Source organism: Pseudomonas sp. ATCC 13867 (assembly GCF_000349845.1).
GTDB lineage: Bacteria > Pseudomonadota > Gammaproteobacteria > Pseudomonadales > Pseudomonadaceae > Pseudomonas.
In genome coordinates this window covers 2,996,881-3,010,913 of the sequence record NC_020829.1, presented here as the reverse complement: position 1 = coordinate 3,010,913, position 14,033 = coordinate 2,996,881, and the positions used below count along the sequence as shown (strand labels likewise).

Annotated in this window: 13 protein-coding genes; 8 read left to right on the top strand and 5 right to left on the bottom strand. The window is 65.0% G+C overall.

All coding sequences use genetic code 11. The features are described from left to right. Positions 1 to 60: 60 nt before the first annotated feature. Positions 61 to 2,025, top strand: a complete 1,965-nt coding sequence (locus tag H681_RS13335; RefSeq protein WP_015477395.1) for a DEAD/DEAH box helicase — start codon at positions 61 to 63, stop codon at positions 2,023 to 2,025. A 15-nt stretch (positions 2,026 to 2,040) separates the two neighbouring features. On the opposite strand, the gene H681_RS13330 is transcribed toward H681_RS13335, so the two are convergent. Next, entirely contained in the window at positions 2,041 to 2,382 is a 342-nt protein-coding gene (locus H681_RS13330; RefSeq protein ID WP_015477394.1) for an FKBP-type peptidyl-prolyl cis-trans isomerase, read from the bottom strand. A gap of 91 nt (positions 2,383 to 2,473) precedes the next feature. After that, positions 2,474 to 3,388: a transcriptional regulator GcvA gene (gcvA, locus tag H681_RS13325; protein ID WP_015477393.1), complete on the bottom strand. Its 915-nt coding sequence runs from the start codon at positions 3,386 to 3,388 to the stop codon at positions 2,474 to 2,476. Positions 3,389 to 3,501: 113 nt separating this feature from the next. Here gcvA and H681_RS13320 point away from each other — a divergent pair, with 113 nt between their 5' ends. After that, positions 3,502 to 4,317, top strand: coding sequence for an aminotransferase class IV family protein (locus H681_RS13320; protein ID WP_015477392.1), 816 nt, complete (start codon positions 3,502 to 3,504; stop codon positions 4,315 to 4,317). Between the two features lie 579 nt (positions 4,318 to 4,896). Here the strand turns inward: H681_RS13320 and H681_RS13315 are convergent. Then, positions 4,897 to 5,364 (bottom strand): hypothetical protein, encoded by a 468-nt coding sequence (locus H681_RS13315; protein WP_015477391.1) that lies wholly within the window; start codon positions 5,362 to 5,364, stop codon positions 4,897 to 4,899. Positions 5,365 to 6,046: 682 nt separating this feature from the next. On the opposite strand from H681_RS13315, the gene H681_RS13310 reads away from it, so the two are divergent. Continuing rightward, positions 6,047 to 6,877, top strand: a complete 831-nt coding sequence (locus tag H681_RS13310; RefSeq protein ID WP_015477390.1) for an undecaprenyl-diphosphate phosphatase — start codon at positions 6,047 to 6,049, stop codon at positions 6,875 to 6,877. A 12-nt stretch (positions 6,878 to 6,889) separates the two neighbouring features. Beyond that, positions 6,890 to 7,600 carry a DUF1294 domain-containing protein gene (locus H681_RS13305; RefSeq protein ID WP_015477389.1) on the top strand — a complete coding sequence of 237 codons (711 nt, stop codon included), beginning with the start codon at positions 6,890 to 6,892 and terminating at the stop codon, positions 7,598 to 7,600. On the opposite strand, the gene H681_RS13300 is transcribed toward H681_RS13305, so the two are convergent. After that, positions 7,595 to 8,500, bottom strand: coding sequence for a LysR substrate-binding domain-containing protein (locus H681_RS13300; protein WP_015477388.1), 906 nt, complete (start codon positions 8,498 to 8,500; stop codon positions 7,595 to 7,597). The genes H681_RS13305 and H681_RS13300 overlap by 6 nt on opposite strands. 133 nt (positions 8,501 to 8,633) lie before the next feature. Here H681_RS13300 and H681_RS13295 point away from each other — a divergent pair, with 133 nt between their 5' ends. Together H681_RS13295 and H681_RS13290 are read left to right on the top strand one after the other, a co-directional pair. Continuing rightward, complete coding sequence (locus H681_RS13295; RefSeq protein WP_015477387.1) at positions 8,634 to 9,242, top strand: FMN-dependent NADH-azoreductase; 609 nt, start codon at positions 8,634 to 8,636, stop codon at positions 9,240 to 9,242. A gap of 419 nt (positions 9,243 to 9,661) precedes the next feature. Then, a complete protein-coding gene (locus H681_RS13290; protein WP_015477386.1) occupies positions 9,662 to 10,675 on the top strand; it encodes an alpha/beta hydrolase family protein in 1,014 nt (337 codons plus the stop codon). 417 nt (positions 10,676 to 11,092) lie between these two features. Here the strand turns inward: H681_RS13290 and H681_RS13285 are convergent, their stop codons facing one another. Next, positions 11,093 to 12,682 (bottom strand): ABC-F family ATPase, encoded by a 1,590-nt coding sequence (locus tag H681_RS13285; protein ID WP_015477385.1) that lies wholly within the window; start codon positions 12,680 to 12,682, stop codon positions 11,093 to 11,095. 513 nt (positions 12,683 to 13,195) lie between these two features. Between H681_RS13285 and H681_RS13280 the strand changes: the two genes are divergently transcribed. Together H681_RS13280 and H681_RS13275 are read left to right on the top strand one after the other, a co-directional pair. After that, the gene (locus tag H681_RS13280; RefSeq protein ID WP_015477384.1) at positions 13,196 to 13,525 is read left to right on the top strand and encodes a type II toxin-antitoxin system HigB family toxin; all 330 of its coding nucleotides are present in this window, start codon (positions 13,196 to 13,198) and stop codon (positions 13,523 to 13,525) included. Beyond that, positions 13,497 to 13,856 (top strand): helix-turn-helix domain-containing protein, encoded by a 360-nt coding sequence (locus tag H681_RS13275; RefSeq protein ID WP_015477383.1) that lies wholly within the window; start codon positions 13,497 to 13,499, stop codon positions 13,854 to 13,856. The genes H681_RS13280 and H681_RS13275 overlap by 29 nt, the downstream gene beginning before the upstream one ends. The last annotated feature ends 177 nt before the right edge of the window (positions 13,857 to 14,033 follow it).

The window sequence follows — 14,033 nt, the reverse complement described above, 5'->3', positions numbered from 1 at the left end:
TTGCCTGTCCCTGTCGAAAAGCACTTATGATTCAACGCTGTAACTGATCTGGTAGGGCCAATGGAGTCTGCTGTCGAACGCTATAAACGGCTGGTCGCCGAAGCTCTTGCGCGGTATTTCCCCCGCACCACCGAATACCTGCGCGCCGAACGCGAAGCGGCGCAGCCGCAGCCCCGTGGGCGCGGCAAGGCCAAAGGCAAGGGCAAGGCCCCGGCCAAGCGCGGCCCACGCACGAAGAAGAAAGATGCCGAGGGGCCTGCGCCCGCGCGCCCGCGCACTGCCGCTGCCGGCATCTATGGCACGGCCGGGGCGCCCGACGAGCAGCAGGCCACCGCCATGCGCGAACGCGTCGCCCAGGCGGCGGCCGCCGGGGTGATCAGCCTGCCGTCGGACGAGCAGTGGGCGATGATCCTCGCGCCCGATCCGTTGCTCCGCATCTTCGCCGGCGCCGGCTCCGGTAAGTCCACGACCCTGGTCCTGCGCGTGGTCTACCTGCTGTGCCACCTGGGTATCGAGGCCGAGCGAGTGACGGTGATTTCCTTCACCAACGCCTCCTGCGCGCAACTGCGCGAACAGTTGCTGAAGGTGCTCGGCTACTGGGGGCATTCGTTCGACGCGGCTCAGGCACGCCAGTGCGTGCGTACCTTCCACTCGGCGATGGGCACCCTGGCCAAGGTGGCGCTGAAGAACCCCCGCTGGTTCGAGCAACTGGACGAGCGCGACCCCGCCAGCGAACTGGACAACCCCTTGCTCGCCGGCCGCCTGCGTCCGGCGCAACAGCGCCTGCTCAAGCAGGTCTATCAGCAGTGCTATGCCGAACAGGCTGAGTTCCGCATGCTGGTACATCAACTGCTCGACCTGCCGCCGCCGCCCGAAGCCGGCGAAGACGGCAAGCCGCCGCGCATCGGCAAGGCGCCGCTGGATGCCTTCAAGCTGGCCGGCGAGTTCACCGCGCCGCCCCTGTTCGAAGCCTTCTACGCCCAGGCCGGGTTCATCGAGAGCATCGGGCTGCGCATCGACCAGTTGCAGCCGAAGAAACTGGACTGTCCGCCTCGCGAGCGACGTTTCATCGAGGCGCTGCAGCGGTTCTGGACCGCCTTCGACGCCGCGTTGCAGGCGCAGGGATTGCTGACCTTCAACCTGGCCTTCCAGCGCCTGACCGACCAGCTCGGCGATGGCAAGCTGCCGGCCGAGGCCCTGGCGCCGTTCCAGCACCTGCTGATCGACGAGTTCCAGGACGTCTCGCCGCAGATCGTGCAATGGCTGCAGGCGCTGCACCGCGACCTCGCCAAGCGCGGCGAAGCGGTCAGCCTGATGGCTATCGGTGACGACTGGCAATCCATCTACGCCTGGCGCGGCAGCTCGCCGGAGCTGTTCATGGACTTCGACCGGCACTTCCCCAGCAAGGGCCGGCGCAAGAGTCGCGTGCTGCTGCTGGAAACCAACTACCGCAGCATCGACCCGGTGATCCGCGACGGCGAGCGGGTGCTGGTGGGCGTGGCCAGCAAACAGGCCAAGACCTGCCGCGCCTTCAAGTCGGCAGAGGCGGGCGATCACGGGGTGAAGCTGGTACAGCGCTTCGACGCGCGCAACAACCTGCCGGTTCTGCTGGAAGAGATCCGCAAGCAGTGCGAGCACGTTGCCGCGCGTGGATCGCGGGAGAAGACTGCCGTGCTGCTGCTCGGTCGGCGCAACGAAACCCTGCAGACGATCCTCGGCGAGCTGGACCGCACGTTGCCGGTGAAGGGCATGACCATTCACCGCGCCAAGGGGTTGCAGGCGGAAGTGGCGATCATCGTCGACGACTGCGCGCCGCCGGAGAAACACCCGCTGCGCAGTGCGCTGTACGCGGCTTCGGGCTTCTTCGCCAGTGGCTATGATCAGGCCCAGCAGGACGAGCAGTCGCGCCTGGCCTACGTGGCGATCACCCGGGGCGTGAGCCGGGTGTTCTGGTTCACCCGCAAGGCCCAGGGGCCGACTGCGATCCTGGCGCTGCGGCGCAGCGTGGAAGCCGCGCCGGCTTGAGCGTCGGCGTGAGGATCAGTCGTCGCGGGTGAGGACTTCCAGCAGCTCGATCTCGAACAGCAGGTTGGAATTGGGCTGGATGTGCGCGCCGACCTGGCGCTCGCCGTAGGCCAGGTGCGCCGGTACGAACAGCTTGCGCTTGCCTCCCACCTTCATGCCCATCAGGCCCTGGTCCCACCCCTTGATCACGCGACCGGTGCCGATCACGCACTGGAAGGGACGGCCCTTGCCGTAGGACGAGTCGAAGACGGTGCCGTCTTCCAGGGTGCCGGTGTACTGGGTGGTGATCAGGGCGCCTCTGACCACGGCCTTGCCGTCACCGACGACGATATCTTCGATCTGCAGTTCGTTGCTCATGGCGTTCTCCCGTGACGCGCTGGCGGCACGACGGCCGCGAGGGCGTGGGTTTTCGCAGGAAAGCCCGGTGTTTGCAAGTCGCCCGCGTCGATCAGCCGTTGGCCATTTCCCCGAGGATCCATTCGCGGAAGGCCTTGACTCGCGGATCGTCGCCGTTGGCCAGTGGGTAGACCAGGCTGTAGGCATAGTCCTCGGCCACCGGTACGCCCAGTTCGAAGGGCTGTACCAGCAGGCCCTGTTCCAGTTCGCGGGCGACCATTGCGCGATCGGCCAGGCCGACCGCGCCACCTTCCAGCACCGCCTGCACCACATGGCTGGTGTCGTCGAAGGCGACGCAGTTGCCGGGGTCGAAGTCCTCAACGCCCGCCGCCGCCATCCAGCGCGCCCAGTCCGGCCACACCGCGCCTTCGGTTTCGCAATCGACGAAGCACAGGGTATGGGCCAGCAGGTCGCGAGGTTCGCGCAGGGGAGGGCCTTGTTCCAGCAGGCTCGGACAGCAGACCGGCACGATCAGGGTGTCGAACAGCCGCTCCGCCTGCAGTCCCGGATAGCGCCCGCTGCCGAAGCGGATGGCCAGGTCGAGGTCATCGACGGCGAAATCCCGCAGCTCGTCGCTGACGTCGAAGCTGAGCTTCAACCCAGGATGCAGCGTGCGAAACTTCGGCAGGCGCGGCAGCAGCCAGTGGGTGGCGAAGCGGGCGGTCAGCGATACGCGCAGTTGCTCGGCGCTGCGCGACAAACGCCGGGCGCGCGCGGTCGCACGGCGCAGCAGGTCGAGGGATTCCGCCGCCGCTTCCAGCAGTAGCGCGCCAGCCGGGGTCAGCTGGATGCTGCGGCTGGTGCGCGTGAACAGGCTGAGGTCGAGCTGGTCTTCCAGCTCCTTTATCTGATGACTGACCGCCGCTGGGGTTAGCCCGAGCTCTTCCGCGGCACGGGTGAAGTTGAGGTGGCGGCCGGCGGCCTCGAAGGTGCGCAGGGAACGGATTCCGGGAAAGGAGCGGCTCATTGATCTTCAAATTATCCTTGATGATCCTTCGAGAAATACTCGTTTCTCCTGGCATCGTCAAAGCCCGATAGTTGGCTCACCTTGAAGATCACAGCGCAGAGGAAGCCAACGCCATGTCAGCCGCCACTCATCCCTACATCACGCAACGCAACGCCCAGTCCGCCAGTGCTGCCGACCTCGCGCCTCTGGCCTTCGCCGGCTACGCCCACTTCACCGCCATGCAGGTACGCGACGGCGGTATTCGTGGCCTGGACCTGCATCTGGAACGCCTGCGCAATGCCTCGCAGCGGCTGTTCGGCCAGAGCCATGCAGACGAGGAAATCCACGCTGCCTTGCGCGCCGCGCTGGAGCAGGCGCCGGCGGATACGTCGCTGATGGCGACGGTGTACTCGCCCGCCGGGGAGTTCACCGTCGCCGGCCCCGAGCACTGGCCCGAGCTGCTGGTGCGCACCGCGCCGCCATCGGACGGGCCACAGGGGCCGCTGTCGCTGGCCATCGCCGGGCACGAGCGGGTGCTGCCGGAGATCAAGCACGTGGGCGAGGTCGCCAAAACCTGGTATCTGCGCGAAGCGGTGGCCGCTGGTTTCGATGATGCGATCTTCGCCGACCAGCGTGGCCGCCTCAGCGAAGCGACCATCTGGAACCTGGCGTTCTGGGATGGCGAATCGGTGATCTGGCCGCGGGCGAAGATGCTCGCCGGGACCACCCAGGGCATCCTGCAGCGTCAGTTGGCCGCGCTCGGCGTGCGCCAGGCGGTGCTGAGTATCGACCGCCAGGACCTGCCGCGCCTGGCCGGCGCCGTGGTGATGAATTCCTGGACGCCGGCGGTGCCGGTGAACCGCATCGCAGAGGTGGAAATCCCGCCGGCGCCGGCGTTCGTCGAGTTGCTGCGCAGCGCCTTTGAGGCGGAGCCGCGTGTACGGCCCTGAGGAAAGTCTGCCTCTCACTGAAGCTGCCACGAGTCTGCTCGCGAGCAAGCCCGCTCCTACAAAAAGAACGTCGGGGAGTTGTGGTGACGGGGCATCCCGCGGTCACCCCAGGGCCGTTGTTTCTACGGATGAAAACCGTGCCGCCGCGTAGAGGCAACTGTCTACTTCTGGACGATCTGTGCCAGCGCTTCCCCCTCACCCCAACCCTCTCCCTCAGGGAGAGGGGGCAGACCGTGCCGGCTGAGACCGGGATTTCCTCCTGCACCGAACGGTCCCCTTTCCCCCGGGGAGACGACTGCATGGATGCAGGAGGTAGAGCGACGCAGGATGCCAAAGCCGAGGACTGGGGTGGGGCCGCCCCGAGCGCAGATGTATCTCGTAGGACTTTGTCCGCGATGCTGTTCATGGGGGAATGAGGCACAGCGCTCTCGAGCTACGGCGAGCAATGTCGCTCGCGAGAACAGAACGAAGGCCCCGGAAGCGGGGCCTTCGTGTTCAACTCAGTGGCTTGCCGGCGTGAACGCAGGCTGGGCAGCCAGCGTCGTGGGTAGCGAGTGGGTGTGCGGGGGCCGCCACTGACTACCCTGTGAACGCTTGCGTGGTTGATGGCGGAGTCGCCGGGATGGCCCGGGGCGTCCGGGTCTGGCTGTCCGTATGGCCGGTGTCGCTGCCCTCGGTGCGGAGCGAGGCGCTCCAGGTGTCGAGATAGGCATCGTCATTTCGCTGGGCGATGCCCGAGTCGTCGCCGTCAACTGCGAAGGTCATGCCGGCTGGGAGAGGTCCGGTCTTGGTGGAGGCGTCGTTGACGGTGAGGGTGCAAGTGCTGGACGGCGTCGCGCTGCCAGCGGCGTGGGCGTGCTGAGCGTTGGGGACGGCAGCCGCCTTGTCGTTCTTGGGTGGGGGGTGATTGTCGCTGGTCGCCGGAGCCCGGAGGTTGCCCGCATGGCCTGGCAGCGGATTGCCCACGTTCGCCGTGTCGGCGGTGGCACAGAAACCCTCTGCCAATAACGAGCGGGATGCAACGACCTTGGCAATGCTCCCCGGCATGACGGTGGCTCCTTTTGTGGTGCGCTGATCCGTGATCGGCGATACAGAATCGAGGCAGTTGCCGTGCCGGAATTAAGTTGCCTTTTAGAATCAATGGCTTGGAAAATATCGACGTCATCGTTGTGGTGAAGGTGTTTCGTGCCCGTTACACCGGTCCGGGACGGGAAATTCCCGGCGAGGCCTCTGGAACCGGGGCTGGATCAGGGAGGGGGCAGTCCCTGTATCACGCTTGAGACACTGCGCTGGACAGGGGCGGGCATTTCCCGGTTCGTCGGGCGTTGCGGCGGGGTGACCTGTTTCAGCGGCGTGACAGTCGGCTGCGGGCATCGGCGTTGTAGCGCGGGCGGGTCATCGGATCTCCAGGAGCCGACCATTTTTCGCGGGTCGGCGAACGCAACCCCCCTCGGGTTGTCTGCTTCACGCGAGCCAGAGTCCCGGCATCCCGAGGTGGGCAAGTGGATTTCCAGGAGTCCGGGGCTCGTGGGGCCGGTCGACACCGGGGTAATCGGTACCGCTGGCGGTGAGAGAATTTTTCGTTAAATCCGGCGGAAGCCACGGCCAATGCATTAGCATGCCAACGCCTTGTCGGGGTTCCGGACCCTGTGTCCCGGCCTCGTCGGTCGGCCCAGCCGGAGTACATCATTAGAAAGGGCGTGCCATCGAGCCGCGCGGGGGAAGCAGTATGGATTTGTGGAGTGCCTTCCAGGCATTCGTTCTCGGGGTGGTCGAAGGGCTGACGGAGTTCCTGCCGATCTCCAGTACCGGCCACCAGATCATCGTGGCGGATATCATCGGCTTTGGCGGGGAACGCGCCCAGGCTTTCAACATCATCATTCAGTTGGCGGCCATCCTGGCGGTGGTCTGGGAGTTTCGCCGCAAGATTCTCGACGTGGTCGTCGGCCTGCCTACCCAGGCGCGGGCCCAACGCTTCACCGCCAACCTGCTGGTCGCCTTCGCGCCGGCCGTGGTGCTGGGCGTGGCCTTCGCCGACCTGATCCATCATTACCTGTTCAACCCCATCACCGTTGCCGTGGCGCTGGTCATCGGTGGCGTGGTGATGCTCTGGGCCGAGACCCGCGAGCACCGCATCCGCGCCGAAACGGTGGACGACATGACCTGGAAGGACGCCCTCAAGGTCGGCTGCGCCCAGTGCCTGGCGCTGGTACCCGGCACCTCGCGGTCGGGCGCCACCATCATCGGCGGCCTGCTGTTCGGCCTGTCGCGCAAGGCAGCCACCGAGTTTTCCTTCTTCCTGGCGATGCCGACAATGGTCGGCGCGGCGGTCTACTCGGGGTACAAGTACCGCGATCTGTTCCAGCCCGATGACCTGCCGGTATTCGCCGTGGGCTTCGTGACCTCCTTCATCTTCGCCATGATCGCCGTGCGCGGGCTGCTGAAATTCATTGCCAATCACAGCTACGCGGCGTTTGCCTGGTACCGTATCGCCTTCGGCCTGCTGATTCTGGCGACCTGGCAGTTCGACCTGATCGACTGGAGCAGCGTCAAACCCTGAGACTAAAAGGCGATGGAAAAGAACGGCATCATCAGCCGCTGGGACGATGACAAAGGCTTCGGCTTCATCCGTCCGCAGTCCGGCGGCGAAGAACTCTTCCTGCACATTTCGGCTTTTCGCGGCGATCGTCGCCCGCAGAGCGGTGATCAGGTGTGCTACGTCCCGGGAAACGACAAGCAGGGCCGGCCGCGCGCGGAGCATGCGCGCCTGGCGGGCCTTGCCATCGACATGCCCGACATTCGCCGCAAGCCGGGCGCAGCGGCGACCCGTGAGCGGGTCCGCAGCGGGCGTGAGGTGGCCTTCCCGGCGCCGCCCCGGCGCTCCATCGGCCGAGCCCTGCTGCTGTTGGCGGTGCTGCTGGTGCTGCCTGTCAGCGGCGCGCTGGTGTGGCTGAAGGATGGCTACTTCGTCTGGTTCCTGCTGCTCTATCCGCTGTTCAGCGTACTGGCGTTTTTCGCCTACTGGCGCGACAAGCGCCGCGCCGAGCGGGACGAATGGCGCATCTCCGAACAGCATCTGCATGTGCTGGAGCTGTTGGGCGGCTGGCCCGGCGCGCTGCTCGCCCAGCAACTGTTCCGCCACAAGACTCGCAAGCTGTCGTTCCAACTGGTGTTCTGGGCGATCGTGGCGGTGCACCAGCTGTTCTGGGTCGACTGGCTCAGCGGCGGTCGCCTGCTGGGTTGGATCGGCATCCTGACGGGGCTGGGGCAGGGCGCCTCATAACGGCGAGTCGTCCTTCGAGAACCCCTCTTCCAGATAGTCCAGCAACGCCCGCACCGCCGGCAGGATGCCACGCCGGTGCGGGTAGACGGCCTGCAGATTCGCCTCGGGCTCGCGCCATTCCGGCAGCACCCGCACCAGGCGTCCGTCCGCCAACTCCTCGATGCAGTAGTAGTTCGGCAGTTGGGTCACGCCCAGCCCGGCGAGGGCGACGTTCTTGCGCAGGTTGAAGTCTTCCGCCGCCAGGCGTGCGTCCAGCGCCAGTTCGCAGACTTCCCCCTGCGGCCCGAGCAATTTCATATGGACTTTCCGGTCGCTCCCGATCGCCCCGAGGATGGGCAGGGCCGCGAGGTCTTCGGGGTGGGTCAACTGCCGTCCGTGCAGGAGCTCGGGCGCCGCCACCAGCGCGGTCATCGCCTGGCGCAGGCGGCGGGAAATCAGCGACAGGTCTTCATCGCCCGGCGCACGGACACGCAGGGCCACATCGACGCCCTCGTTGAGCAGGTCGACGCGACGGTTGGTCAGCAGCAGCTCCAGGTTCACCTGCGGATAGGCTGCCAGGAAGCCGGGCAGCATCTCGTTCAGCGAGGTTTCCGCCAGGGCGACGGGGCAGGACAGCTTGACCCGTCCACGCGGCTCGGCGCTGAGCTGGGCGGCCACTTCATCGGCCATTTCCGCCTCCACCAGCATCGCCTGGCAGTGCCGGTAGTAGCGCTCGCCCAGGTCGGTGAGCGCCAGCTTGCGCGTGGTGCGCTGCAGCAGTCGGACGTTCAGGCGCGCTTCCAGCTCCGCCACGCGCCGCGACAGACGCGACTTCGGCAGCCCCAGCAGGCGGCCGGCGGCGGCAAAGCCTCCGCACTCCACTACCTTGGCGAAATAGAAGAGATCATTGAGGTCTTGCATGGGATTGTCCTACTGGTGAGACGAATCATCACATTTTTGCCGACTTATCGAGTATTGGCTACATGCGTAGTCTTGGCTCCAACGACGAATTACTCCGCCAGTCAGCTGGCTAACCCGCTTGGAGAACGCACACATGAAACTTCTGCACATCGATTCCAGCATCCTCGGCGACAACTCCGCCTCCCGTCAGCTCAGCGCCGAACTGGTTGCCGCCTGGGCTGCCGCCGAGCCGGGCATTAACGTCACTTACCGTGACCTGGCCGCCGATGCCATCAGCCACCTGTCGTCCGCCAGCCTGGTCGCCGCCGGCACTCCGGCCGAAATGCGCGATGCCGCGCAGCAGCACGAAGCCGCCCTGGGCGAAACCAGCATTGAAGAGTTCCTGGCCGCCGACGCCATCGTCATCGGTGCGCCGATGTACAACTTCTCCATTCCCAGCCAGCTCAAGGCGTGGATCGACCGCATCGCGGTGGCCGGCAAGACCTTCCGCTACACCGAAAGCGGCCCGGTCGGCCTGGCCGGTGGCAAGAAGGTGATCATCGTCTCCACCGCCGGTGGCATCCATGCCGGTCAAGCGACCGGTGTCGCCCACGAGAACTACCTGCAACTGGTGCTGAACTTCCTCGGCGTCACCGACATCGAGGTGGTCCGTGCCGAAGGCCTGGCCTACGGCGAAGAGCCGCGTCGCAACGCCATCGCCGGCGCCCAGGCGAGCATCGCAAGCCAGTTCGCCGCCGCCTGATCGGCCCCGCAACACGAAGAAGCCCCGCGTTGCGGGGTTTTTTCATTTCCGATGTCCCGGACGGCGTGATTTGCAGGGCAGCGGGGGGCTCCCAGCCCTTGCTCGCGAACGATGTTTGCCAATCGCTCCGATGCTGGGGCGGTTCGCGAGCACGCTCGCTCCCACACGGTAGGCCGGTTCCTACGGCGGCTCGATCCTACGAAACTGAACCTGGCACAGGCCCGCCAAATCGGGCCTTGAAAGCTGTAAGGCCATTTCAGGACTCTTTGATAAAGGAGGCCGTTCATCTGCCAATCCCGGGGGCTCCGGGCTGGCGCGTAGCATGCAGGGAATCTCCCAGGCGGCGCCCGGAGCCCCGCACGGTGTGCGGTGGAGTTCCGCGGCGCCGGGGCTGGATGCGCGTCGGAGCGGATTGCGATATGGCGAGGCGTCTGTTGTGGGTTCTGTTGCTCGTTACCTTCAGTGGCGGCGCCGGGGCGGTGTCGGGCTGGAACGTGGGCTTCCATCGCCTGCAGGTGAGCGATCCGCTGGACCAGGAGCCGATGAAGGCCATTGCCTTCTACCCGACGCGGGCTCCTGAGCGGCCGCTGCACCTGGGCAATTTCATCATCGATGTCGCCTATGAAGGCAAGACCGCCAATGGCCGGTTCCCATTGCTGGTGATGTCACACGGCAACTACGGCACGCCGCTGGCGCACCGCGACCTGATCCAGGCGCTGGTACGCAAGGGGTTCGTCGTGGTGACGCTGCTGCACCCCGGCGACAACCTGCATGACCACAGCCGCCTGGGCGCATTGAGCAACCTCTATGGGCGGCCGCTGCAGGTTTCGGAAGCCATCAGCGCGGCGCTGCTCGACCCCGGGATGGCGGGCATCGTCGACCCGCACAAGGTTGGCGTGATCGGCTATTCCGCCGGCGGCGAGACGGCACTGATCCTCGCCGGCGCCCAGCCGCGCCTGGACCGCCTGCTCAAGTACTGCCGCAAGTATCCGGACGACCGCGATGCCTGCAGCGACCGAGGCGAGCTGCGCGCCGACCGCAACGACCTGATGCCGATGGCCGACCCCCGTGTTGGCGCGCTGTTGCTGCTGGCCCCGCTGAGCCTGATGTATGGTGCCCGCGAGCTGGAAGACGTGCGGGTGCCGGTGCTGCTCTATACCGGCAATCAGGACCGTATCCTCGACTGGAAGAAGAATGCCGGCGCCCTGGCCCGCAAGCTGCCGCAGCAGCCGGATCTGCGGGTGCTCGACGGCGCCGGGCACTTCGTGTTCATGGCACCCTGTTCCGAGGAGGAGAAGGAGGCCACTCCGGACCTCTGCACGGACACCCAGGGGCTGGACCGCCAGGCCATCCACCGCGACCTCGCGGCGTCGGCGGCGGAGTTTTTCGACGTCAGCCTGGGCCGCGCGACGATGCATACCTCGGGACGGTAAGGGCGCCGCGCGCCGGAGGTTCCCGCAGGGGCAGACCGTGCCGGCTGAGACCGAGATTGCCTCCTGCACCGAACGGTCCCCTTTCCCCCTGGGAGACGACTGCATGGATGCGGGAGGTAGAGCGACGCAGGGTGGCAAAGCCGAGGATTAGGGTGAGGACTGCCCCGAGCGCAGATATATCTCGTAGGAGCAACCTTGTCCGCGAAGTCCTGGCCCCGCAGAAGAGCATTGCAGACTACGGGAGCCGTTCGATTGCCGGCGTGGTGCCCTTCTGTGGGAGCGAGCCTGCTCGCGAACGGGGGCCGGCCACACCGGCGTCATGTGGGTTCGCGAGCAAGCGCGCCCCTGCGAAGATCGGCAGCGCGCAGAAAAAAGCCCCGCACATGGCAGGGCTCTTTCATTGCGGCGGGGCCGTGATCAGACGATCACACCCTGGCTGCGCAGGTAGTCGTCATAGCTGCCGCTGAAGTCGGTCACGCCGTTCTCGCTCATCTCGAGGATGCGGGTGGCGAGCGAAGATACGAACTCGCGGTCGTGGCTGACGAAGATCAGCGTGCCCGGATAGTTCTCCAGTGCGAGGTTCAGCGCTTCGATGGACTCCATATCCAGGTGGTTGGTCGGCTCGTCCATCACCAGCACGTTGGGGCGCTTGAGGATCAGCTTGCCGAACAGCATGCGGCCCTGTTCACCGCCGGAGATCACCTTCACCGACTTCTTGATGTCGTCGTTGGAGAACAGCATGCGGCCGAGAGTGCCGCGCACCAGCTGCTCGCCGCCCTGCGTCCACTGAGCCATCCAGTCGAACAGGTTGTAGTCGTCCTCGAAGTCCTCGGCGTGGTCCTGGGCGAAGTAGCCCACGTCGGCGCTGTCGGTCCATTTCACTTCACCGGCGGTGGGTGTCATATCGCCGACCAGGGTGCGCAGCAGGGTGGTCTTGCCGATACCGTTGGGGCCGATGATCGCGATACGCTCGCCAGCTTCCACCTGCATGCTCAGATTCTTGAACAGCGCGGTACCGTCGAAGCCCTGGCTGACCTTCTCCAGCGTCACCGCCTGGCGGTGCAGCTTCTTGTGCTGCTCGAAGCGGATGAACGGGCTGACGCGGCTGGATGGCTTGACCTCTTCCAGCTGGATCTTGTCGATCTGGCGCGCGCGGCTGGTGGCCTGCTTGGCCTTGGAGGCGTTGGCCGAGAAGCGGCTGACGAAGGTCTGCAGCTCGGCGATCTGGGCTTTCTTCTTGGCGTTGTCCGAGAGCAGGCGCTCGCGGGCCTGTTCGGCCGCGGTCATGTACTCGTCGTAGTTGCCCGGGAACAGGCGCAGCTCGCCGTAGTCCAGGTCTGCCATGTGGGTGCAGACGCTGTTCAGGAAGTGGCGATCGTGGGAAATGATGATCATGGTGCTGTTGCGCGCCGTGATGACGTTTTCCAGCCAGCGGATGGTGTTGATGTCCAGGTGGTTGGTCGGTTCGTCGAGCAGCAGCAGGTCCGGGTCGGAGAACAGCGCCTGGGCCAGCAGCACGCGCAGTTTCCAGCCCGGAGCGACGGCGCTCATCGGGCCGAAATGCTGCTCGAGCGGAATGCCCAGGCCCAGCAGCAGCTCAGCCGCACGGGACTCGGCGGTATAGCCGTCGAACTCGGCGAACTGGACTTCCAGCTCGGCCACGGCCATGCCGTCTTCTTCGCTCATCTCCGGCAGGGAGTAGATGCGATCGCGCTCGGCTTTGACCTTCCACAGTTCCTCGTGGCCCATGATCACGGTGTCGATCACGGTGGACTCTTCGTAGGCGAACTGGTCCTGGCGCAGCTTGCCCAGGCGTACGCCGTTCTCCAGCATCACCTGGCCGCTGGACGGCTCCAGTTCGCCGCCGAGGATCTTCATGAAGGTCGACTTGCCGCAGCCGTTGGCGCCGATCAGGCCGTAGCGGTTACCGTTGCCGAACTTGACGGAAACGTTTTCGAACAGCGGCTTGGCGCCAAACTGCATGGTGATGTTAGCGGTAGAGATCAAGACCTTATCCTGCGGGCTTTCCAGAGGTGTTTAACTGCCTTCCTCTGCTTCCTGTACCAATTCCGTACCATTTTTGATTCTGGCAGGTAGCTTTTCGAGTTCGCTCCAAGTCGGAGGCAGAGCTCAGCCATTTGGCGTAGGTCGAGAGCAACATCTGAACGCTATGGCCAAGCTGTCCCGCGATGAATGCTGGATTCATCCAGGCCGTTAGGCACATGCTTGCGTAGGTATGTCGGGCGTCGTATTGCCGGCGTCTGCGGATGCCAAGGACATCAAGAGCGGCGTGAAAGTGCCTAATGGTAACACTTGGCTCCTTGATCCACAGCCCACCCTTGCTCCGCGTTTTCCCGAGTGGTCGTCAGCTCAGTGGAAAACTGAGCTTCAGAAATGGAAAGCCCGCTCTCGTGGGCTCAGGGGGCGGCGCTAGGCGGGGCAGACTGACCCAGGGTGGCATCGCTTGTCCTATGACCGGATTCCGGACTAGAATCTCCCAAAACGGGAGAAGTGGCGCGAATGCGGGTCATTGCAAAGAGCACGCTGGTGAAGTACTGGGAAGTCCCGGGCCAGGAAGACGCCAAGGCTCCCTTGGAGAGCTGGTACGAAGCAGCTACTAAAGCAGCTGAATGGAAGACGCCGCAGGATGTAAAGAATCAGTTCGGGAATGCGAGCATCTGCGGCAACAACCGCGTGGTGTTCAACATCGGCGGTAACAAGTACCGCCTGGTTGTGGAGATGCAGTACCGTTGCGGTATTGCTTGGGTGAAGTTCATTGGCACCCATGCCAGGTACGACCAGATAGACGTGGAGACGGTGAATGAATATCAAGCCCATCCGAAACGATGAAGACCTGCGCGCAGCTTTCCAGCGCCTGGAGGCCATCTTCCAAGCAGAAGAGGGCACGCCTGAGGCCGATGAAATGGAAGTGCTTGTGACGCTGATCGAGGCCTACGAGGACAAGCACTATCCTATCGGCCCCTCCGACCCCATCGACGCCATCAAATTCCGTATGGAGCAGCAAGGGCTGACCCCGCGCGATCTGGAGCCCTTCATCGGCAGCAGCGGGCGCGTGTCAGAAGTCCTGAACCGGAAGCGCGGCCTTAGTCTGGCAATGATCAAGCGGCTGCACGACGGCCTGAAGATACCTTATGAGAGCCTGCTGGCCGGAGCTGCCTGACGCTCATTAACGGCCAGCTCCGCTCTCCCGCGCCATCGATGGCGAGTACGACCCGGAAACCGGCGGATCGAGCGGCACAACGCAGATCGAAATGGCAAACGTCGTTGTCCTGCCTGCATGCAATGGCACGGTCCAGGCGTTTGGCATCAAGTTCGACAACGGCACCATAGTGGAATC